This window comes from Rufibacter tibetensis, assembly GCF_001310085.1.
GTDB lineage: Bacteria > Bacteroidota > Bacteroidia > Cytophagales > Hymenobacteraceae > Nibribacter > Nibribacter tibetensis.
In genome coordinates this window covers 5,138,067-5,158,545 of the sequence record NZ_CP012643.1, presented here as the reverse complement: position 1 = coordinate 5,158,545, position 20,479 = coordinate 5,138,067, and the positions used below count along the sequence as shown (strand labels likewise).

Here is a 20,479-nt window from a genome sequence, read left to right as displayed (position 1 = left end):
TGCGAATGTGCGTAGATTAAATCGTACTAATCCGGTTGTGCAATTAATTGCGCAAAAGCAGTGCCACCAGCTGAAAAATCTCACACCAACTACTATCAATTTCTATGTTTTCAATTTTTGAGAGTGAAGAAACAAAACGGCTAAAGAGCCACATTGTTAATTTAGGCGCTTTAGCTAAAATTGATGGACACATAGATGCGACCGAAATGGAGCATATAATTTCCATTGGGGAACGGAAGGGAATGCGTGCCCAGGATGTGCGCGCCCTTTTGGCAGACAGTGGTAATGTGAAACATACCATGCCTAATAATGACCTTGATAGGTTTGATCAGGTTTATGACTTGGTAGAGATGATGCTGGCAGACGGAATAGTAGATGACAGTGAGATGGAATTCTGTATTGATATCGCGACCAAGATGGGCTTCCGGAAAGCGGTAGTGGGCGTGTTGGTGAAGAAAATCACCACCGGTGTAAAAGACGGGCTCTCCCGCGAAGAAATCAAACAGGAAGCCCTTGATTTCTTGGAGCTGCAGTAACAAACCTCAATTTAATCTCCTGTCTCATACTTTCTGAATTTTCCGTTGTCCCACACGTACGTGGCGGTATAGTTTTCTGCCCCTACAGAAACTCCGTCATACGGAATCTTGATGTTCTTGCGGGTACCATAGTCATAATACTTGGCTTGTTTGCTGGCCAACCTGAGGTAACGGATACTACGTTTTTTAGCGGCTACGTCTAGTAGCTTGTTCCGCTCTAACAGGTACTCTTTAAATTCATTATCCTTCTCTTTCACAAAAGCATACACAAAAGCTGAGTCGCGCTCCATTAACTGGATGGCGTAGTCTTGCTGTTTGTCTCCGTTGAAGTCTGCCTGCACAAAGTATGGTCCCTGTTCTTCCTGTGGTATCCGTTGCACGTCAGCGTCTGTGAGAGTAGGAAACTGCCACAGACCATGCGTGCGGTCCAAGTGAACCTCCAACTCAGCAGGAAGTTGTTGCTTTATGTCTATGGGTGGAGAAGAAGCAGTGGCCGTACCATCTTCACGGGTGTTGCTCACAGAGTCGGCCACCTGTTCAAGGACGGGAGAATTGGCAGAGGCCGCAGGAGCGGTAGAAATCTCTTCAGCAGATTTTTCAGGAGAGCAGCTTACCAGCCCCAAAAGGCAGATGTAGAGGAAACGGTTCATACGCAGGAGGTGGATGTTCCTTTATTTGTACGATCCCCGAGGTTCCCTGTTTAAACTTTCTGGTTTTAACCTCAATCTGGCTAAACCCGAAAGCTTACATAGGCCAGAAAAAAGGCACAACTACTAAGATAATGGTCACCAGCAGAAGCGTGAGCCCGGAGCCAATCTTAAGAAAGTCTCTGAAGGTGTACTTCCCCGGGCCATACACCAGAATACAGGAAGGTTCAAAGGGGGTTACTAAAGAAACCGAAGCAGACAGCATAATCGCAATGGCAAACGTCCGGGGATTAGAATCCAGCTGAATGGCTGTCTGGATAGCTACTGGCAACACCACCAATGCCGCTGCAGCATTAGACATAGGTTGGGTTAAGAATACTGTTAGTAACACGAATCCCGCCAGGATGACAATAAGCCCGAAAGGTTCCAGCAGACCTACAATGGCATTGGCCAAAAACTTATCGGCGCCGGTGTTTTCCATGGCCATACCAAAAGCGGTCATCCCGCCAATCAAAATAAGCAGCCGCCAGTCAATCACCTGGTACGCTCTATCTGTGGTGATGCATTTGAACAACACACTCAGCACTGCCGCCCCCAGGAAGCAGATAGATAGAGGTAGTATATTGAAGCTACCCAGTACAATTGCCAGGATAAAGAACGCCATGGTTAGAATGCCTTTGCGCTCTTTGAACAAGATGGGCTTGAACTCATCAAGAACAGCCAGGTGTTGGTTCATCTTCAGGTATTCCAAACGTTCTGCGGAACCTTGTACCAGAAGCATATCTCCTAATTGCAGCTGCACATCGCCAATCTTGGTTCTGATGGTTTCGCCCTGCCGTGAAACGGCTAGTACCACTAAGCCAAATCTTCTCAGGAACTCTACCTGCTTGATGGTGTTTTTCAGAAGATCAGATTTACCCGTGATCAGGATTTCTGCCAGTCGGATGTCTCCGCCAACCAGGTCATCCTCCACAATCACATCGGCCAGAATCTGGATACCTTTGGTTTCCTTTACTTTGATCAAATCCTCAATTTCACCTTCCACCAACAACACGTCATTGGTTCTAATGCGCGTGCGGTAGTCAGGCAGGAAGTTCTCTTTGCTCCGGATGATATTCAGAATCCGGAAACCCATCTTGGAAAGATCTGAGGTAAACGCTACCTGTCCAATCAAAGGGGAGTCTTCCTGTACAATGATTTCTGTCAGATAAGTTTTGATGTTGTACCGGGTGGTGAGTCCCTGAGTGGTCGTTTGCGGAAGAAGGCGCTTGCCGATGGTCATCATGTATAAAATGCCTACTGCGAAAATCACCAGACCAATACCGCTGAACTCAAAGAACCCAAATGGTTCATACCCCGCCTTGCTCATGTACCCGCTCACTGCAACGTTTGTGGAGGTACCAATAAGCGTACAGGTTCCTCCTAATATGGAAGCATAGGCCAGAGGCATAAGGTATTTAGAGCTGCTGGTGCGCATTTTCTTCGCCACGCCCACAATTGGGGTCACAAAGAGAGCCGTCACCGTGGTGTTGTTCATGAAAGCCGATACCAGCCCAGGGAAAAACATGATGAAAAACAGCAGCGTGTTGGGCCGGTGGCCCGCGTGCCGCATAAGCCAGTTCACCAGAAAGTCCAGTATACCTGTGTCTTCCAGCGCAGCACTCAGCACGAAGATAGAGGCCAGAATGATGATGAAGTCACTGCTGAAGCCGGCAAACGCTTCTGCGGGGGATATGATCTTACAGCTGGTTAAGACAATCAGAATGATGAGGGTCACCACGTCAACAGAGAGCTTCTCTGAGGCGAACATGGCAACGGCAGCCAAAAGTAAAAAAAGAACTAAGGCTATCTCCATGAGGGCTGGACAAGATTAAACGTAAACGTTTTTATTACGTGGGTTCGGAAAGGCAAAGCGTAAACTTAGCTTAAACTAATTCGTGTCTTGTACTGCAATCACGTATAAAAGGTTCAAGACTCGCATATGGTTATTTTTAGCCTAATTTAAGGGAAATTGACTATAAACCTACCTCTTCTTCTATGGCTTTCATAATCAGGTCACAAGCTTCGTCTATCTCAGCTAAGGTAATGGTAAGGGGAGGGGCAACGCGCATGGAGTTGTCACAGAACAGGAACCAATCAGTGAGGATCCCTTTCAGAATGGCATTGTCAATGATGGCTTTCAGCAAGTCAAATGACTCAAACTCCACGGCCATCATCAGCCCCTGGTTTCTTATTCCTTTGATGGCTGGGTGTACCAGCCGCTCTTTAAAGAGGTTTGCTTTTGCGTTAACCTGGGTTAGAAGATCTTCCTCCTGAATTACGCGCAAAGTAGCCAGGGAAGCAGCGCAGGAAACCGGGTGCCCTCCGAAGGTGGTGATATGGCCCAGCATAGGGTCGTTCTTCAACGAATGCATAATCTCCTGGCGGGAGATGAAAGCACCTATGGGCATACCGCCTCCCATGCCCTTTGCACAGGTTAAAATATCTGGCACCACGTTAAACTGCTCAAATGCCCAGAAAGTACCTGTGCGACCAAACCCGCTTTGGATTTCATCCAAGATTAATAGAGCGCCTACCTCTGTACACCGCTCCCGAAGGGCCTGCATATATTCTAGAGAGGGAACACGCACCCCAGCCTCACCCTGCACTGTTTCCAGAATAACTGCCGCCGTACGCGAAGTGATGAAGTGCAGGTCTTCCAGCACATTATGTTGAATGTGGCGCACATCTGGTAACAAAGGCCGGAAGGCACGCTTAAAGCTTTCCGAACCATTCAGGGACAATGAGCCGTGCGTTGACCCGTGGTAAGCGTTGTTGAACGCAATGAGTTCTGTACGGCCGGTATACCGTTTGGCCAGTTTACAGGCTCCTTCCACCGCTTCACTCCCAGAGGAGACAAAATACACATTGTCTAACCCTGCCGGAAGGGTTTGCGCCAGCGCATGCGCCAACTGGGCAGGAGGTGTCTGCACAATTTCACCGTATACCATGAGGTGCAGGTACTTGTCTAGTTGGTCATGAATGGCCTGTAAGACCTTTGGGTGCCGATGGCCCACGTTACTGACCCCAATACCCGAAATCAAATCCAAATACCGCTCCCCGTTTGGACCATACATAAAGACACCTTTGGCCTTCTCAACCTCTAAGAGCAAAGGGAAATCTGTGGTCTGGGCCTGGTGTTGCAGAAAAAGCTGGCGGGGAGAAAGCATAATAATTGAACTTGTTTCCCCGCAAAGATACAAATAAGGAATTTAGGGCTTCTCTGTACTTACCAACTGTATAGCACTACTGTTTACAGGATGTTTTTACAAAACTGCGTAAAAACAAAAAGGGAGACGCAAGTCTCCCTTTTTCTACACTAAAACCAAATCTTTATTTTCTGGCCGTTTGCAACCGCTCCAGCAGAAGTTTAGTAAACTCCCGCTCTGCACGGTAAAAAAGAGCCAGCTGTTTGGGGCTGATGATGCGCAGGTACTTGTCCATGTACTCTTTTTCAAGGTCAAGTTCACGTTGCCGGATGTTAAGGCGGCTCTCTAAACCAGCCTGAATCTGTTCATCTGTCAGGGCGTTGATGTTCTGCTCTTTGTAGGGGCGGCTCTTCTGGCGTAACTCGTGTCTGCGGCGGTCATGCTCGCGGTACACGGGCCAGAAACGCTGCGCCTGCTCCCCAGTCATCTCCACTTTATCAGAGATAAAAGCGATTTTGGCTGTCTCAATCTTTTCTATGCGGGCTTTGCGTTCTTCAGGAGTTTCTTTTTTATGACCTTGGGCATAAGAAACAGTTCCGGCAAGAAACATAAAGGAAAGAAACAGCAATTTTATAAACTTCATTCTTTTAGATTTAACGGTAATCATACTCTTCGTCCAACAACTCTTTGGTTTGCTCAACATTGAAATCGGTGTTGCGTACGTCCAGGAACTCTAAGGAGTGCCTAGGCTTTACGGCAGGTACTTCAGCCAGATCAGCGGTTTCCAGGTTTTCATGGTTCACCAGGTACTGGTAAATTTCTTTCTGCGAAATCTGTGCTATGTCTACACCAGGTTGTGAATCTGGAGAGAAGTATTGAGTTGCCAGAAAAGACAGTGCAAATACCACGCCCAAAGAAGCACCGGCTACAGCTGTTTTAATCTGCCAGAACCAGGAAGTCGCAGATGTAGGTTGAGCCGAGGCATAGGCTGTCCGTTGCATGATGCGCGTAGGCAGAGCATCAAAATAATGCTCCGGTACTTTAAAGCCCGGGTCTTTGGGTAAATCTGCCATATCAAACTCCTTTTTCCTGTCCATCTGTTTCTTAGATGTGTTTTTACACCAGAGGTTTAATCTTTTTTCAAAAAATCTTCTATTTTTTTTACCGCAATGTGGTAAGAGGCTTTCAACGCCCCAACAGAAGTACCCAGAATTTCAGAGATTTCCTCGTACTTCATTTCATCAAAGTATTTCATGTTGAAGACCAGCCGTTGCTTGTCAGGCAGACGCAGAAGTGCTTTCTGAAGTTTCAGTTGGATCTCGTCACCGGAGAGAGTGTCAGTGGAGTCAAGCTTTTCAGAAAGCTCGGCTGCTACGTCATGAAGGGGGAGAAAAAAACGCTTCTTTTTAGCGCTTAAAAAGTTTAGGCACTCGTTGGTGGCAATGCGGTAGATCCAGGTGTAGAGTTGAGAATCCTTCCGGAAGTTCTCTAAGTGTGTCCAGACTTTCACAAAGACTTCCTGAGTTAGATCATCGGCATCATCATGGTCAATGACCATTTTGCGCACGTGCCAATAGACCTTCTGCTGGTACTTGCGCACCAGTTGGTTGAAAGCCAGGTTACGGGAGTCTGGGTTCTGGAATTTCTCCAGGATCTCTTTGTCTTCCAAGGGAAGATAGTCTTTAGTAGGGTGATAGGTTCTTAGCTGAAAAGTAAAGGTCTACTCAAATGGTGCAGCTTTGTAAATGGAGAAAACGCTTCTGTTTCAATACCATTTTCTTAATAACGGCATTGAAACAGAAGCGGAAGATAACTAAAGACTTGAATAAAATTTCTTACTTGTTTTTACGGGAGATAACACGTTGAACGGCAGCTACAATACTTTGCTCATTCAGACCATATTTTTCCATTAATTGCTCTGGGGTACCACTTTCCCCAAAGGTGTCATTCACGGCCACAAATTCCTGTGGTGTTGGTAATTTCTGCGCCAAAACACGGGCCACAGATTCTCCAAGGCCACCCATGTAGTTGTGCTCCTCAGCCGTTACTACACAACCGGTTTTCTGCACAGAAGCTAAGATGGCCTCTGAATCTAACGGCTTAATGGTGTGGATATTGATGATCTCGGCATTGATGCCTTGCTCTTCTAATAATTTGCCGGCAAGAATTGCTTTCCATACCAGGTGACCAGTGGCAACAATTGTCACGTCTGTGCCTTCATTCAGCATGACGGCTTTGCCTATCTCAAACTTCTGATCGGCAGGGGTGAAGTTAGGTACCACCGGGCGCCCGAAGCGCAGGTACACCGGACCTTCATACTCAGCAATGGCAATGGTGGCAGCTTTGGTCTGGTTGAAGTCGCAAGGATTGATCACCGTCATGTGGGGCAACATTTTCATCATGCCTATATCTTCCAGAATCTGGTGCGTGGCACCGTCTTCGCCCAAAGTAAGGCCAGCGTGCGAAGCGCAAATTTTCACGTTCTTGCTAGAATAGGCCACAGATTGACGAATCTGGTCGTACACCCGGCCGGTAGAAAAGTTGGCGAAGGTACCCGTGAATGGGATTTTACCGCCAATGGTCATACCAGCTGCCAAACCAATCATGTTGGCCTCGGCAATACCTACCTGGAAAAAACGCTCGGGAAACTCCTTTATGAAGTCGCCCATTTTAAGCGAGCCCACCAAGTCAGCGCACAGCGCTACTACGTTCGGATTGGTGCGGCCCAATTCCAACAAACCTGCCCCAAAGCCGGAGCGCGTATCTTTAGATTCTGAATAAGGGAAGTCCTTCATCTTAGTTGAAAAGTTTTATCGTAGTCGTTAAATTCGATTGAATACTGAAATTCTTCACGTCCGTGAACCTGCTTCCTTTGGCAGATTTAACCCTGTAAACTACCCGGTAACGGCCTGGTTGTAAAGGTAAACTTATTTTGCTGCTGCCTTCGGGCAGGTTCCAAATCCATTCCTGGCTTCCGTCGCTCTTAAGCAAATACAGATTGCCGTAGCCCTGCAGGTCCTGGGTGATGTTAAGCGAACCCGGTGGCGGAAAACTTACTTCCGTTGCCTGTCCTTGCCTGATGGTCACGGTCTTCCTGATGCGCGGCAGGGTCAAAAGCTCCACTTCATAGGTTCCGGTCAGGTACTTTTGCTGGCTGGGAAAACGCTGCGTTTGCAAGAGGTTTTGTTCTCCCTTTTCGCGCACCAGTGCTGTTACAGAACCATAGCCCGTGGGAGCATCCTGCCGCAAATACAAATATCCCTGAGGCGCTTTCACCCTAAACACATTGTGCTGGCCTGGTTTAATGTTCAGGTTCTTGAGCTGTACCGCAGGTAAGGTATTCACCACCAGGTTGTAAGAAAGCAACGCATCTATTTCCAGCATATCGGGCTTGCCTGAGGCGTCCAGGTAGTGCACAAAGTTGTACTCTGGCTGACCAGTCACGCTGTTCATGAACGTCAGGTTCACGTTGGTTTCCACGGGGCGTCCGGCCTCATCGGTCAGTTCCACAGATACGGTTGTTTTCTTCAGCGCGATGCTGATGACGTTGTCCAGCACCTGTTGGAAAGTCTTGATGTCTGAGGCATTGTAGTACTGGCCCATGCACCCAAATTGTTGCGCATACCCAGGGTCATCGCCTAACCCAATAATGAACGGTTTCAGGAAAACACGCTTTTTCTGTAGAGCCTGTGACGTGGCGCAAGGATCTCCACCGCAACTCTCCAGCCCATCGGTGATGATGATAATCACGTTCCGGGCATTGGGGTCCTGAGGGAAGTCGTTTGCTGACTGTTCAAGCGAGTACGTGATGGGCGTGTTTCCCTTGGGCGTAATTACTTGCAGCCGTTTCTTTATGTTTCCGGCATTATGGGCCGCAAACGGAACCTCCAGCTTGGTGTCTTTGCAGTTCTTCAGGTTAGCCGGCGACAAGTGTCCGTATGCCCGTAAAGCAATCTCCAGGTTGGCATAGGAATCCAGCGAGTCGGCCATGCGGGCGAGCATTCTTTTGGCCACATCCCAGCGCTGGCTATTTTCCCACTTTGCCTGCATAGAGCCAGACGCGTCCAGCAGAAACAGAATGCGGGTCTTCTTAGGGGCAGGAGCCTGGTTTTGCGCAGCTGCAGGCAGGGCCAGCAAACCTCCTAACAGAAGGCAGACCAGCCACAGACCAACAGAGCGCATTTGCTTCATACTTAAGAAGAAAAGGGAGAAGGGTACGGTAGCACTGCCCCCCTTAAAAATTAATAGTCGTTTAGGGTTTCTTTAAGCTGAATCAAGGCTTGCTCTAACTGAGCATCATTTGGTGCTACCCCGTGCCATTTATGAGACCCCATCATGAAGTCTACCCCGTAGCCCATTTGGGTATTCATCAGAATACAGATTGGTTTGCCTTGGCCCGTTAAGGACTTGGCTTCATCCAGCACCGGAATTAAACTGGCGAAGTTGTTGCCGTTATCACAATCCAGAACTTTCCAGCCGAAGGCCTCAAATTTAGCCCGCAGATTACCTAAACTCATTACTGCGTCTACCGGACCGTCAATCTGCTGACCGTTATAATCTACTGTCCAGATGAAGTTATCTACTTTGTGGTGGGCGGCGTACATGGCGGCTTCCCATACCTGTCCTTCCTCTAACTCACCATCACCGGTAAGCACGTACACCAGTTTGTCGTCTCCGTTCAAATTCTTCACCTGTGCTGCGCCAATTGCAACTGACGGACCCTGGCCCAATGAACCGGAGGCGATCCGGATGCCCGGCAAGTGTTCCTCAGTGGCGGGGTGACCCTGAAGGCGTGAATTCAACTTACGGAAGGTCGCCAGTTCTTTTGGGTCAAAATAGCCCGCTCTGGCCAGGGTGCTGTACCAAACGGGTGAAATATGGCCGTTAGATAAAAAGAATAGGTCTTCCCCAATGCCGTTCATGTCAAACTCAGGCTTGTGCGTCATTTGACGGAAGTACAGCGCTACCAAAAATTCTGTACAGCCCAGGGAGCCCCCCGGGTGGCCGGAGTTAACGGCGTGCACCATGCGCACGATATCGCGACGTACCTGGTGCGCCACGTCTAGGAGTTGTTCCGTGTCGTAGTTGAATGGGTTCATGTTGTTATGGTAAGATGAGAGATCTATTTAATTGAGGATATTGTACGTATTATTCTGTTTTAAGCCTGCTTTTCAGAAAAAGGAACATAAACAGAAAGGGGCTGCTTCTCCCAGCAGGAGAGAAGCAGCCCCTTGATACCTTATTTTAACAGCTGCGCTGTATGGTTTTTGGTGTCTACTTTGGTGATGATGTCTTCAATTTTGCCGTCCTCATCAATCACAAAAGTGTAGCGCATGGTGCCCATGTATTTGCGGCCGTACATGCTTTTCTCTTGCCAAACACCGTATTTCTCTACAATCTCGTGCTCAGTGTCTGCCAACAATGGGAATGGAAGATCAAACTTCTGGATGAATTTCTGGTGTGATTTCTCATCATCTACGCTTACGCCTAACACCACATACCCTTTGGCCAGCAATGCATCATGATTATCCCGCAGGTTACAGGCTTGGGCCGTACAACCCGGGGTGTCGTCTTTGGGGTAGAAGTAAAGGACTACTTTCTTTCCTTTAAAATCACTCATCTTCACCGGCTGACCGTTTTGGTCTTTCACCTCGAAGTCTGGGGCATCATCACCAATTTGTAGCATTCTATTTTATTATTAATTGTTAGTTATTGATTGTTGTTTGCTCATTTTATGAAAGCAGGTTTTGGAGCTGGTTTCTGAAAAAAGCCCCTAAATGGCTTCTGCTTGTGGATGACTTTGTGGGTCTTTGTTTTGAGAACAATCAGCAATCAGCAATATCAAATTTTTGTGGTATACACCGCTTCATTGCCCATGGCATCTTTTACGCGCAGTACCACGTCACCGGCTAAAGGTACAGTTTTATCTAATTTCTCTGAGGTAAGGGTAGAGGTTTTGTGCTCCCATTTGAGCAGCAGCCACTGGCCATTGACTTCACAGTTCCAGGAAGCAATACCAGACAAGTTATCCCAAATCTTGAAGCTGATTTGGTTCGGGGATTTACCTGACAGTTTGATTGTTGGTGCCACAGTGTCAGTTAAGACCTTGAACTTGCCCAGGTCTTTCGCGCTAAAGGTGATGGCATCTCCGTCCCAGGTGCCGCCCAGGAAACCGGCTCCTTTTCCCCAACCCATCGCATAAACTGCTGCCTTTGACTTGTCTGCTGGCAGCTTAGAAGGTCTGATGGTTACTTTAGCGGGTTGGAAAAGGGTAACCAGCGGGTTATTGATGCTGAAGACATCCTGCGCATTCCGGTCCGTTTGCAGAATAAGGGTGTCATATAAGGAGTTCTCCCGGAAGGTGATGTCCATGTACCGGTTAGAATACAGGTATTCGGTACCGGGTGGAACCAGGTGACTGAACGGGAACCGCACCCGCTTGCCTGATACCTCCGCTGAGTCTGGCAAACCGCCAATCATGTTGTAGAGGTACACAGAACCAGCCTTGGTGGTATAAGACGGAATCACCGCATACTTGTAGTTGCCCATGTACAGATCCAGGTTGCGTGCTACTTTAGCCGTATCTGCCACGGTGATTTTAAGGAAACTCTCCATCACTTCATGGCCTATTTTGGTAGAGGTTACTGGAGTAGGGGGCGCGGTCACTTTGTAAGCACTGCTTTCTCCTTTGATATAGAACCGCAGTTGCGATACGTTTTTGTAAGAATCGGTTAAATCTGCCACCACCTCATAGACTTTGCCCTCTTCCACCCGAAAACGGCCGCGGTTGTTGTCTATCTCATAAATAGGCAGGGTGTTCCCGTCGGCTACGTAGAGGCGCTGGAAAGCCCGGTTTTTCAACTTGATAACGGGATAGTTGATGTGGATAGAAACCTGGCGCTGCTTGTCAAATGGTACTCCGTCTATGTTGTGCCGGTAAATAGTTTCTCCATTGATCTTCAGTTCCATGGCTTGTACCCCGTTGGTGTTGGCCGCGCCATTGTACTGGTCAATTGCCTGTATTTCCAATCCTAGCAAACCTGCCGCGGAAAGGGTATCAGAAATTGTATAAGTGGTTCCTTGTTTTACCGGAGTAAACTCCCTTCGCACGAATTCGCCATTCACACGGGCATCAATGCTCTGCGGGTTCAGGGCGAAGTTGTAAATGGTAGGCGGGATTTGGTCCACAATTTCGGGAAAACCATACCGAAGCGGGTTCAGCAGGTTGTTCTTGCTGTCCCTAACCTCAAAGTGCAGGTGGGGTCCACCGGAGCCGCCCGTGTTCCCGGAAAAAGCAATCACATCACCCTTCACTACCGGAAATTGGGATTCGTTGAACTGGGCTTCTACCTCAAACGACTTCTTTTGGTACTGCAACGCCAGCATATGATCTGCCAGGGCAGTTGGGAAGTGGTGCAAGTGAGCATAGGTGGTGACCAGCCCGTTGTGGTGCGTCACGTAAATAAGGTTACCATACCCGTAACTGGAAACCTTTACCCTTGAAATATAGCCATCGCCGGCTGCATACACGGGTAAGCCAATTTTGCCTTCAGTTTTAATGTCAATGCCGCCGTGAAAGTGGTTGGGTCGTATCTCGCCCATGCTGCCCGAAAGAAAGTTCTGGGTGCCGGGCTTGATAGGAAAGGCAAACGGATTGGCGGTAAAAGGGGCTTGAGGAGCAGGGGCTGGTTGCGCCTGTTGTGCCTGCGCCAGTACAGACCCGCTACTCCCTAAAAGAAAAGCTACTAAAAATGAGCGTACGCTATTTAACTTCAAAATTCAAAAGGTTTTTGTCTTCAATGAACGCCTCAAGTCTGTCTCCTATTTTAACCGGACCCACACCTGCAGGCGTACCCGTGAAAATAAGGTCACCTTTCTTGAGGGTGATGAACCGGGACATATACGCCAGAATTGCGCCAAAGTCATGAATCATCATGCCTGAATTTCCCTGCTGCTTTACTTCCCCGTTTAGTTTTAAACCGAAGTTGATGTTGTCAAAAGCCGGGAACTCCTCAACAGGTAAAAAGTCTGAGATAGGGGCAGAGCCGTTGAAGCCTTTGGCCAAGGTCCAGGGCAGACCTTTTGTTTTGGCTTTGGTTTGTAAATCACGGGCAGTGAAATCTATGCCAATGCCAATGCCATCAAAATACTTGGCCGCGAACTTGGGCTGAATGTTCTTGCCTTCTTTGCAAATGCGCAGCACCAGTTCTACTTCGTAGTGAATATCAGTGCTGTAGTCAGGGAAATAGAACGGTTCGTTGTTGCGCAGAACGGCGGTATCTGGCTTGAAAAAAATCACGGGTTCGTCTGGTACCTCGTTTTTCAGCTCAGCAATGTGTTCGGCGTAGTTACGACCTATGGCAAGTATTTTCATAGCAAATTTTTTGTTTTCAAAGATAGGACATTCTCCCTGCCGCCTCAAGTCTGGCAAAAAGACTTAGCCAAAAATAAAATTGGCATGGAATTGTATGTAGGAATAAACATAGATTTGCGGCCGGATCTCTGAGGGGTTAACACTTTGTTACTTTTTCTCCGTATAGGTCATCGTTCCTATGCAGAGGCCCGTGCCGGAGCAGGATCTAAATTGTATTACCTTAACCTATCTATGAAAATGAGCATGTTTAGAAATGCACTCCTTACGTTAGCAGTACTGCTGATGGTAGGGTGTACCACAGTTCCAATTACTGGCCGTCGGCAGTTGTCGCTGGTGGGTGATCAGGAAGTGATGCAAATGTCTTTCCAGGCCTACAATGACCTGATGAAACAAAGTAAATTGTCTACCAATGCCTCTCAAACTGCTATGGTGAAGCGGGTAGGACAACGTATACAAGGTGCAGTTGAAAGCTTTATGCGCCAGCAAGGAGCCTCTGCTCAATTAGAAGGCTACCAATGGGAGTTTAACCTGATTCAGGATGACAAGCAGCAGAACGCGTTTGCCATGGCTGGTGGAAAGACCGCTGTGTATACTGGTTTGCTGCCCATCACCAGAGATGAAACGGGGTTAGCGGTAGTGATGGGGCATGAGATTGCCCACGCTATTGCGAAGCACTCCAATGAACGAATCAGCCAGCAAATGGCCGCTCAAGGGTTGGGTACCTCCCTCGGGGCTTTAGGAGGTGGGACCTCTTCTCAAATCCTGAACACTGCCTACGGTATTGGTGCTGGGGTTGGCTTGATGAAGTTTGGACGTACCCAGGAGTCTGAGGCTGACCGTTTAGGGCTAATCTTTATGGCTATGGCCGGTTACAATCCAGAAGCCGCTGTTTCCTTCTGGGAGCGGATGGCTGCCTCAAGCAACGGACAGTCGCCACCAGAATTCCTAAGCACGCACCCTTCCAACGAAACCCGTATCGCAGATATCCAAAAGAACCTGCCAGAAGCGAAAAAATATTACAAACGCCGCTAAGCCATGAAAGGTAAAACCAAGTGGTTCGTATTCAGTGCCGTGTTAATAGCACTCATGCTGAAATCTGACAAAGCAAGATAAATGGCGCTACAGATAAGCTTAGGCTAAAAAGAAAGGCCTCCTTCAAACTTGAAGGAGGCCTTTCTTTTTAGCCTTTTTATGAAAAGGAGTTCAAAACTAGAGTTCTGCCTTATCTCACTTTTATAGTTTGAAAGCCGTTTGCTGCAAAGCCCCGCGAAGTTTGATTCTGGTTAAAACCTTCTTAGTGTACAACGGGAAGTCACCTTTCATCATCCAGTCATAGTAGCTGGGCTCTTTCTTCAACACATCCTCTACTGACACATTCTTGTGCTTCCCAAAATTAAAGACCTCCACACCGTTGCTGTTGTACACAATGCGTCCGGAAAGATCAGCGGTTTTCTGGAAAGTGAACTTGTGCAAGGCCTGCATGTCGTTCTGCACCGGGTAAATGGCTTGGTCTTCAGCTCCAGGCAACGGCACCTGCTCGTACATTTCCACCTGTGACTTCAGAATCTCATAGGTGGCAATAGTGTCAGCCTCGGCGGAATGGGCGTTCTCCAAGGGTTTGTTGCAGTAAAACTTGTAAGCCGCTGATAGGGTGCGCTGCTCCATCTGGTGGAAGATGCGGCACACGTCTACAATGGAGCGGTTTTCAATGTCAAAGTCAATGTCTACGCGCAAAAACTCCTCGGCCAGCAAGGGGATGTCAAACTTGATGAGGTTGAAACCGCCCAAGTCGCAGCCTTTTAGAAAATCATCCAGTGACCGCGCCAGCTTTGCGAAAGTAGGGCAGTCGGCTACGTCATCGTCGTAGATCTTGTGGATCATGCTGGATTCAATGGGAATAGGTATGGTGGGGTTGACGCGCGTGGTCTTGAGGATTTCCTCCCCGTTGGGCAACACCTTCAACATACTAATTTCCACGATGCGGTCGCGGCAGATGTCCACTCCCGTGGTTTCCAGGTCAAAGAAGACGATGGGTTTGCGCAGATGTAGTTTCATTGGCAAGATTTAAGAAGCGGTGATGGTATCTGCCAGTTTCTGCAAGTCCAGGTTCCCGAAGTTCCCGGACGTCATCATGAGCAGGTTTTTGTCTTTCCAGTTATTATTAAGCAGATACTCCTGCAAGGCTTGGTTATCTGTGTACACTTCTATGTTTTCATCGCCGAAGGCAGCTTTCAAATCCTGTGGATCAAGCGGAGGCATGCGTTTGTGCTCCAGGGTCTTCGGGTTGAAGTACACAATCTTCACATCTGGAGAAAGAAAGGTGCCTTTGTACTGCGGCAGAAAGTCTTTGTTCAAACTGCTGAAGGTATGGAGCTCCAGGCAGGCAATTAACTGGCGGTCTGGAAATTGCTTTTTCAAAGCCTCAGAAGTGGCTTTCAGTTTAGAAGGCGCGTGCGCAAAGTCTTTATACACCAGGGTATGCTCGTTCTCACCAATCTTCTCTAATCTGCGGGCTGCTCCTTTGAACGTTGCCAACGCCTCGTAGAACGCCTGACCTTTGATGCCTATCTGCTTACAAACTTCCTTGGCCGCGCTTATGTTGCGAAGGTTGTGCTCGCCAAAAAGCTGGATTTCTACATCGTCCTTTTTGGTTTTAAGCACGGTTTTGCCGCTCTTCTTGATTTTGTGCTCGTGGATGGTGTAGCCAATGTAGTTGACGTCTGAGTTGTTGGGCACGCACACTTCCTGCACCTGCTCATCGTCCTGGTTGTAAATGAGCGTACCGGCTTTAGGCGTCATGTCCACGAAAATGCGGAACTGCTCGCGGTAATTTTCCTCCGTAGGGAACACGTTGATGTGGTCCCAGCTAATGCCGCTGATCACGCCAATGTGGTGGTGGTATTTATGAATCTTTGGTACCCGCTGAATAGGGGAGGATAGATACTCATCACCTTCAATTACAATGATAGGAGCCTCCTCGGTGAGTTTTACCATAAGGTCAAAACCTTCCAACTGGGCACCTACTGCGTAATCAAACAGGCGGTTGTGGTACTTCAATACGTGCAGGATGATTGACGTGATAGACGTTTTGCCGTGGCTACCCGCAATGACAATGCGCTGCTTGTTTTTAGACTGCTCGTAGATGAACTCCGGAAAGGAGAAAATAGGAATGTTGTGTTCTTGGGCGTAGAGCAGCTCGGGGTTGTCTGGGCGGGCGTGCATGCCCACAATCACGGCATCGGGGGTGGAATGAAGCTTTTCGGGGAACCAGCCTTCCGCTTCTGGGAGCAACCCTTCGGCAGCCAGGCGGCCTTTCGCTGGTTCAAAAATCTCATCGTCTGAGCCTGTTACTTTCAGGCCTTTCCGGTGCAATGCCAGGGCGAGGTTATGCATAATGCTTCCTCCAATGGCAATCATGTGAATGTGTTGATACGCCTCTGTACTCATGTAGTCTCAATCAAAGAGAGCAAATGTAGTGATTTTAGAATACGCCCTTCTACGTGAGCACCAACGGATTTGTGGATATCTCCCCTAAAATTTGTGGATTACTCTCCCAGTGTAGTCCGCTGAGGTCTCATTAAATAGCTCTAACAACTTAAAAGTGCGTCTCTGTTTTAGGTGTGGTTTTATCAAAATAGCTCCTAAACGGCAGCAAGGCTTTTGGTTCTTTACTGAAGGTTTCGTCTTGTAGACTTTCTAAATAATAATCCTTCAGAATTGTCTCAGTGACTATATTGCTTCTGGCTCGGGTAGTTTCTTTAAATTCCTTTTCTGTCATCCTCTGCCACTGACCTAAAGGCAATCAGCTAGATAGGTTTCAAGTCAGGCATCCGCTTATGAAAGTGTGGATATGTAGGTCTTTTTTGTGGATTACCGGAGGGCCGAACTTAGTTACATTTGCTTTTATGGAGGAGATGAAATTAAAAGCGACGCGAGGTAAGGCTGCCTGGAACCCCAAGCAGACCGTATCTCCTGGTATGGGAAAGCTTCCGCCACAGGCGCTGGAGCTGGAAGAGGCGGTATTGGGTGCGCTCATGTTGGAGAAAGATGCCCTTACGGCTGTAATTGACTTATTAAAACCACAAAGTTTCTACAAAGACGCGCACCAGCGCATTTTTAAAGCAATCCTGGCACTGTTTGACAAATCAGAGCCGATTGATATTTTAACGGTTACCCAGGAACTGCGCGAGCAGGGCGAACTGGAGTTTGTGGGCGGCGCCTTTTACGTGACGCAGCTCACTACCCGCATCAACTCGGCGGCAAACATTGAGTTTCACGCCCGTATTATCACGGAGGCTGCCATTAAACGCGACCTCATCAGTATTTCTTCTGAGGTATTAGGCCGCGCCTACGAAGACACCACCGACGTATTTGACCTGCTGGACAGCACCGAAGCCAAGCTGTTTGAGGTGTCTGAATCCAACATCCGGAAGAACTTCGATGACATGCAGTCTTTGATGCACAAGGCCATTAAAGAACTGGAAGCCAAAAAAAGCCAGAAAGAAGGGTTAACCGGGGTGCCAAGTGGCTTTACTGCTCTGGACCGCGTAACCTCCGGCTGGCAACCTTCAGACTTAGTAATCTTGGCGGCTCGTCCGGCAATGGGAAAGACGGCGTTCGTGGTTTCAGCCATGCGCAACGCCGCCGTAGACTTCAACAAAGGCGTGGCTATTTTCTCCCTTGAGATGTCGTCCATTCAGTTGGTAAACCGTCTTATCTCCGCCGAGGCGGAGTTGGAAGGGGAGAAAATCAAGAAAGGAAACCTCGCCGATTACGAGTGGGCGCAGCTGAACCACAAAATTTCCCGCCTGAGCCAGGCGCCAATTTTCATTGACGATACCCCAGGTCTTTCCATCCGGGAGCTCCGTACCAAGTGCCGTCGTTTGAAGGCGCAGCATGACATCCAGATGGTTATTATTGACTACCTGCAGCTCATGAGCGGAAACACCGAGGGCAAAGGTGGCGGTAACCGTGAACAGGAAATCGCGTCTATCTCCCGGGCTCTGAAGCAGCTGGCGAAAGAATTGAACGTACCGGTAATCGCGCTTTCGCAGCTGAGCCGGGCCGTGGAAACCCGTGGCGGCGACAAAAAGCCAATGCTCTCCGACTTACGTGAATCTGGTTCCATTGAGCAGGATGCCGATATGGTAGTGTTCTTATACCGTCCGGAATACTATGGGATTACCGAAGACGAGATGGGTAACCCAACGTTGGGTGTGGGTGAGGTCATCATCGCCAAACACCGGAACGGTGAAGTAGGTAGCGTGCACCTGAAATTTATTGGTAAATTTACCAAATTCGGGAACCTGGAAGACAACTTCGGGGGTGGAGCAGGTTTTGACGGCGGTGGAGGCGGAGGTTTCCCAACCTCAGACTTTGAGGGTCCGACTACTGCCGGAGGACCTAACACCATCAGGTTAGGCAGCAAAATGAACGATGGCGGTGGTTTTCCAGCCTCGTCTTTTGATGACGCACCTCCCTTCTAATTAAATACAAAGAATTATAACACAAAGGCCACTTCTTAGAAAGGAGTGGCCTTTGTGTTTGGCAGGTGAAATGAAGAAATCGGCTTTGAAACAAACTTGGGTGAGTACAGTTAGTGTAATGAAATATCTAACTTGGAAGCTATGAAGAAACTGTATTTGCTGGTGGCGGGTGTGTGGCTGCTGAGTTCCTGTCAAAGTTTAAAGAAGGAGAGGTATGATGTCCTTATTCATAATGCAAACATCATTAATGTTGAAGCAGGTACAGTTACACAGGATCAACTGATTGCAATCTCTAAGGACACTATTCAGGTGGTGGAGGCAAGTGCCGGCAAAAGAAAATACAAAGCTCGTCAGGTTTTGGACGCCAAAGGAAAGTTTGTGATGCCAGGTCTGTGGGACAACCATGTGCATTTCAGAGGTGGAGATTCTTTAATTGAGGAAAATAAAGACTTGCTTCCTCTGTTTTTGGCTTCTGGTATCACTACCGTAAGAGATGCCGGAGGTGATATCACCCCAAGCGTCCTGACCTGGCAAAGTCAAATACAAGAAGGTGATTTGGCTGGTCCTACCATTTTTACTTCAGGTCCAAAACTGGATGGACCAAAGCCTGCCTGGCCTGGTTCCATTAAAGTCACGAACTCAACAGAGATTGAAGCTGCTCTGGATTCATTACAAGTTCTAGGGGCTCAGTATGTGAAGATGTATGACGGCACCCTTTCGAGCGAAGCCTTTTATGAAATTATCAAGGCAGCAGAAAAGCGAGGCTTAAAAACAACGGGTCATATGCCCATGTCCGCTGATTTAATGAAAGCAATTGACTTGGGCTTGGACGGGTCAGAACACCTGTACTACACCTTAAAAGCTTGTTCCCCGCTAGCCGATAGCCTTACAGCCCTTAATCTGGGATATGGCATGATGGACAAAATCATAGAAACCTATGATCCTGCGTTGGCAAAACATGTATTTCAAAAATTGAGAACCAATAATGTTTTCATTACGCCTACCCTCTACATAGGCAGAACCTTGGCGCAGGTGGCAGATGTTGACCATAGCCAGGATTCATTATTGGCTTACATAGGCCCCAGAATTCAGAGGACTTACAGAGGAAGGGTAGAAAGTGCTAAAAGGGCGAAGGCGAGCGGCAGTACCTTCCGCCAGAAGATGGAAAACCAGACCATGAAAATGATGGTGCCCATGTTTGACGCTGGAGTTAACTTACTTGCCGGGTCAGATTGTGGTGCCTTCAATTCTTACGTGTATCCTGGCGAGTCGCTGCATGGGGAACCCCGGATGTTGGTGGAAGCAGGGCTTTCGCCTCAACAAGCCTTAACCACTTCTTTAGTTAACGGACCCAAATTTTTCGGACAAGAGAAGTTCTACGGAAGTGTAGGCAAAGGAAAAGTAGCAGATCTGATTCTGCTTGATAAGAACCCTTTGGTCTCCATTGAAAATGCTTCTGGTATCAATGCCGTTATCACCAAAGGGAAGGTGTACGATAGAAAAGCCCTTGATAAAATGTTGCAAGCGCTGAAGAAGTAGGGAATACTGCTTGTTTAGAGAAAAGAGATTGAAAACATCTCCGTTTCAAAGGCGCAACCTTGTAATTATCCGTATAGGGTTGGGCTGGCAAATGAAGGTATTTCCAATTCTGCCCCAGTTGTGGTAAGTTCGTGGAAGAGTTGGTTTAGTTACATAAAATGAAGACGTTTCAGTTAAAAAAGGGGGTCCTGCAGATAGAGGGTGACCGTATCCTCATCAGTGGAGGCCAAGCCGGATATGTGAAACTTCTGCACCTCCTTGCGGCTGTCTGCTGGGTTGTTTTTTTTACCTTACAGGGGCAGAAGCATTATAAAACGTATCTCATTACACATGGCTTGTCGCAGCTTTTGTTTGCTGCCTTCTCAGCGGCAGTGGTTCTGTTTTGGCTGTATGTAGGATATACCCGGGGTATCAAAGACGCTAGCCGAGATGAAATCAACCTAAAGCAAATAGTAAAGGTCCAAAAAGAAAACCGGGCAGCTAATCAAGTGCCCATCCTAACCCTTGTCCTGAAAAACAACCGTCGGAGAACCCTTGAATTCAATGAATTAGAGGACCTGCACTTCGCTGAATCTTTAGCTGGAAGGGGAGTTCCGGTAGTGGAATAATACTAACTTAAATAGGAAAGACGTTCTGGTTGAGAAATGGCTTTACGCTTGTTTTAGAGAAAACGCCTGCAAAGCAGCTTTTCAGTAATTAAGGTAAAGGC

Annotated in this window: 19 protein-coding genes; 5 read left to right on the top strand and 14 right to left on the bottom strand. The window is 48.0% G+C overall.

Annotated elements, in window-relative coordinates; genetic code table 11:
• The first annotated feature begins 104 nt into the window (after positions 1-104).
• A complete protein-coding gene (locus DC20_RS21330) occupies positions 105-536 on the top strand; it encodes a tellurite resistance TerB family protein (RefSeq protein ID WP_062545709.1) in 432 nt (143 codons plus the stop codon).
• Positions 537-547: 11 nt separating this feature from the next.
• Here DC20_RS21330 and DC20_RS21325 read toward each other — a convergent pair whose 3' ends face one another.
• The 12 genes from DC20_RS21325 to DC20_RS21270 form a co-directional block, all read right to left on the bottom strand.
• Positions 548-1,186, bottom strand: a complete 639-nt coding sequence (locus DC20_RS21325) for a hypothetical protein (protein WP_062545708.1) — start codon at positions 1,184-1,186, stop codon at positions 548-550.
• 94 nt (positions 1,187-1,280) lie between these two features.
• The gene (locus DC20_RS21320) at positions 1,281-3,038 is read right to left on the bottom strand and encodes an SLC13 family permease (protein WP_062545707.1); all 1,758 of its coding nucleotides are present in this window, start codon (positions 3,036-3,038) and stop codon (positions 1,281-1,283) included.
• 160 nt (positions 3,039-3,198) lie between these two features.
• On the bottom strand, positions 3,199-4,392 hold the full coding sequence (locus tag DC20_RS21315; protein WP_062545706.1) for an aspartate aminotransferase family protein: 1,194 nt from the start codon (positions 4,390-4,392) through the stop codon (positions 3,199-3,201).
• A 163-nt stretch (positions 4,393-4,555) separates the two neighbouring features.
• Positions 4,556-5,014: a RusA family crossover junction endodeoxyribonuclease gene (locus DC20_RS21310; RefSeq protein ID WP_157593327.1), complete on the bottom strand. Its 459-nt coding sequence runs from the start codon at positions 5,012-5,014 to the stop codon at positions 4,556-4,558.
• A 10-nt stretch (positions 5,015-5,024) separates the two neighbouring features.
• The gene (locus DC20_RS21305) at positions 5,025-5,468 is read right to left on the bottom strand and encodes a hypothetical protein (protein WP_062545704.1); all 444 of its coding nucleotides are present in this window, start codon (positions 5,466-5,468) and stop codon (positions 5,025-5,027) included.
• 32 nt (positions 5,469-5,500) lie between these two features.
• Complete coding sequence (locus DC20_RS21300; protein ID WP_062545703.1) at positions 5,501-6,040, bottom strand: RNA polymerase sigma factor; 540 nt, start codon at positions 6,038-6,040, stop codon at positions 5,501-5,503.
• Positions 6,041-6,206: 166 nt separating this feature from the next.
• On the bottom strand, positions 6,207-7,166 hold the full coding sequence (locus DC20_RS21295; protein WP_062545702.1) for a transketolase family protein: 960 nt from the start codon (positions 7,164-7,166) through the stop codon (positions 6,207-6,209).
• A gap of 1 nt (position 7,167) precedes the next feature.
• Entirely contained in the window at positions 7,168-8,562 is a 1,395-nt protein-coding gene (locus DC20_RS21290) for a vWA domain-containing protein (RefSeq protein ID WP_245652268.1), read from the bottom strand.
• A 50-nt stretch (positions 8,563-8,612) separates the two neighbouring features.
• On the bottom strand, positions 8,613-9,470 hold the full coding sequence (locus tag DC20_RS21285; RefSeq protein WP_062545700.1) for a transketolase: 858 nt from the start codon (positions 9,468-9,470) through the stop codon (positions 8,613-8,615).
• A gap of 140 nt (positions 9,471-9,610) precedes the next feature.
• Positions 9,611-10,057, bottom strand: coding sequence for a thioredoxin-dependent thiol peroxidase (gene bcp, locus DC20_RS21280; RefSeq protein WP_062545699.1), 447 nt, complete (start codon positions 10,055-10,057; stop codon positions 9,611-9,613).
• A gap of 155 nt (positions 10,058-10,212) precedes the next feature.
• Complete coding sequence (locus tag DC20_RS21275; RefSeq protein ID WP_062545698.1) at positions 10,213-12,147, bottom strand: M23 family metallopeptidase; 1,935 nt, start codon at positions 12,145-12,147, stop codon at positions 10,213-10,215.
• Positions 12,134-12,745: a fumarylacetoacetate hydrolase family protein gene (locus DC20_RS21270; RefSeq protein ID WP_062545697.1), complete on the bottom strand. Its 612-nt coding sequence runs from the start codon at positions 12,743-12,745 to the stop codon at positions 12,134-12,136. The genes DC20_RS21275 and DC20_RS21270 overlap by 14 nt, the downstream gene beginning before the upstream one ends.
• Before the next feature lie 237 nt (positions 12,746-12,982).
• Here DC20_RS21270 and DC20_RS21265 point away from each other — a divergent pair, with 237 nt between their 5' ends.
• On the top strand, positions 12,983-13,777 hold the full coding sequence (locus DC20_RS21265) for a M48 family metallopeptidase (protein ID WP_316934515.1): 795 nt from the start codon (positions 12,983-12,985) through the stop codon (positions 13,775-13,777).
• 201 nt (positions 13,778-13,978) lie between these two features.
• Here the strand turns inward: DC20_RS21265 and DC20_RS21260 are convergent, their stop codons facing one another.
• Together DC20_RS21260 and DC20_RS21255 are read right to left on the bottom strand one after the other, a co-directional pair.
• The gene (locus tag DC20_RS21260) at positions 13,979-14,800 is read right to left on the bottom strand and encodes a 3'-5' exonuclease (protein ID WP_062545695.1); all 822 of its coding nucleotides are present in this window, start codon (positions 14,798-14,800) and stop codon (positions 13,979-13,981) included.
• Positions 14,801-14,809: 9 nt separating this feature from the next.
• Positions 14,810-16,192, bottom strand: a complete 1,383-nt coding sequence (locus DC20_RS21255; protein WP_062545694.1) for a UDP-N-acetylmuramate--L-alanine ligase — start codon at positions 16,190-16,192, stop codon at positions 14,810-14,812.
• Between the two features lie 467 nt (positions 16,193-16,659).
• Between DC20_RS21255 and dnaB the strand changes: the two genes are divergently transcribed.
• The 3 genes from dnaB to DC20_RS21235 all read left to right on the top strand — a co-directional run bounded on the left by dnaB (position 16,660) and on the right by DC20_RS21235 (position 20,378).
• On the top strand, positions 16,660-18,231 hold the full coding sequence (gene dnaB, locus DC20_RS21245) for a replicative DNA helicase (RefSeq protein ID WP_245652364.1): 1,572 nt from the start codon (positions 16,660-16,662) through the stop codon (positions 18,229-18,231).
• 141 nt (positions 18,232-18,372) lie between these two features.
• Positions 18,373-19,770, top strand: coding sequence for an amidohydrolase family protein (locus tag DC20_RS21240; protein ID WP_062545692.1), 1,398 nt, complete (start codon positions 18,373-18,375; stop codon positions 19,768-19,770).
• Between the two features lie 158 nt (positions 19,771-19,928).
• Positions 19,929-20,378: a hypothetical protein gene (locus tag DC20_RS21235; protein ID WP_062545691.1), complete on the top strand. Its 450-nt coding sequence runs from the start codon at positions 19,929-19,931 to the stop codon at positions 20,376-20,378.
• Positions 20,379-20,479: the final 101 nt, after the last annotated feature.

What these genes read in the sequence shown, in the direction of transcription:
- DC20_RS21260 (WP_062545695.1), bottom strand. Translation starts at nt 14,800, where the DNA reads ATGAAACTACATCTGCGCAAACCCATCGTCTTCTTTGACCTGGAAACC.
- DC20_RS21235 (WP_062545691.1), top strand. Translation starts at nt 19,929, where the DNA reads ATGAAGACGTTTCAGTTAAAAAAGGGGGTCCTGCAGATAGAGGGTGAC.
- DC20_RS21325 (WP_062545708.1), bottom strand. Translation starts at nt 1,186, where the DNA reads ATGAACCGTTTCCTCTACATCTGCCTTTTGGGGCTGGTAAGCTGCTCT.
- dnaB (WP_245652364.1), top strand. Translation starts at nt 16,660, where the DNA reads ATGAAATTAAAAGCGACGCGAGGTAAGGCTGCCTGGAACCCCAAGCAG.
- DC20_RS21270 (WP_062545697.1), bottom strand. Translation starts at nt 12,745, where the DNA reads ATGAAAATACTTGCCATAGGTCGTAACTACGCCGAACACATTGCTGAG.
- DC20_RS21295 (WP_062545702.1), bottom strand. Translation starts at nt 7,166, where the DNA reads ATGAAGGACTTCCCTTATTCAGAATCTAAAGATACGCGCTCCGGCTTT.
- DC20_RS21285 (WP_062545700.1), bottom strand. Translation starts at nt 9,470, where the DNA reads ATGAACCCATTCAACTACGACACGGAACAACTCCTAGACGTGGCGCAC.
- DC20_RS21305 (WP_062545704.1), bottom strand. Translation starts at nt 5,468, where the DNA reads ATGGACAGGAAAAAGGAGTTTGATATGGCAGATTTACCCAAAGACCCG.
- DC20_RS21255 (WP_062545694.1), bottom strand. Translation starts at nt 16,192, where the DNA reads ATGAGTACAGAGGCGTATCAACACATTCACATGATTGCCATTGGAGGA.
- bcp (WP_062545699.1), bottom strand. Translation starts at nt 10,057, where the DNA reads ATGCTACAAATTGGTGATGATGCCCCAGACTTCGAGGTGAAAGACCAA.
- DC20_RS21330 (WP_062545709.1), top strand. Translation starts at nt 105, where the DNA reads ATGTTTTCAATTTTTGAGAGTGAAGAAACAAAACGGCTAAAGAGCCAC.
- DC20_RS21320 (WP_062545707.1), bottom strand. Translation starts at nt 3,038, where the DNA reads ATGGAGATAGCCTTAGTTCTTTTTTTACTTTTGGCTGCCGTTGCCATG.
- DC20_RS21310 (WP_157593327.1), bottom strand. Translation starts at nt 5,014, where the DNA reads ATGAAGTTTATAAAATTGCTGTTTCTTTCCTTTATGTTTCTTGCCGGA.
- DC20_RS21315 (WP_062545706.1), bottom strand. Translation starts at nt 4,392, where the DNA reads ATGCTTTCTCCCCGCCAGCTTTTTCTGCAACACCAGGCCCAGACCACA.
- DC20_RS21240 (WP_062545692.1), top strand. Translation starts at nt 18,373, where the DNA reads ATGAAGAAACTGTATTTGCTGGTGGCGGGTGTGTGGCTGCTGAGTTCC.
- DC20_RS21290 (WP_245652268.1), bottom strand. Translation starts at nt 8,562, where the DNA reads ATGAAGCAAATGCGCTCTGTTGGTCTGTGGCTGGTCTGCCTTCTGTTA.
- DC20_RS21265 (WP_316934515.1), top strand. Translation starts at nt 12,983, where the DNA reads ATGAGCATGTTTAGAAATGCACTCCTTACGTTAGCAGTACTGCTGATG.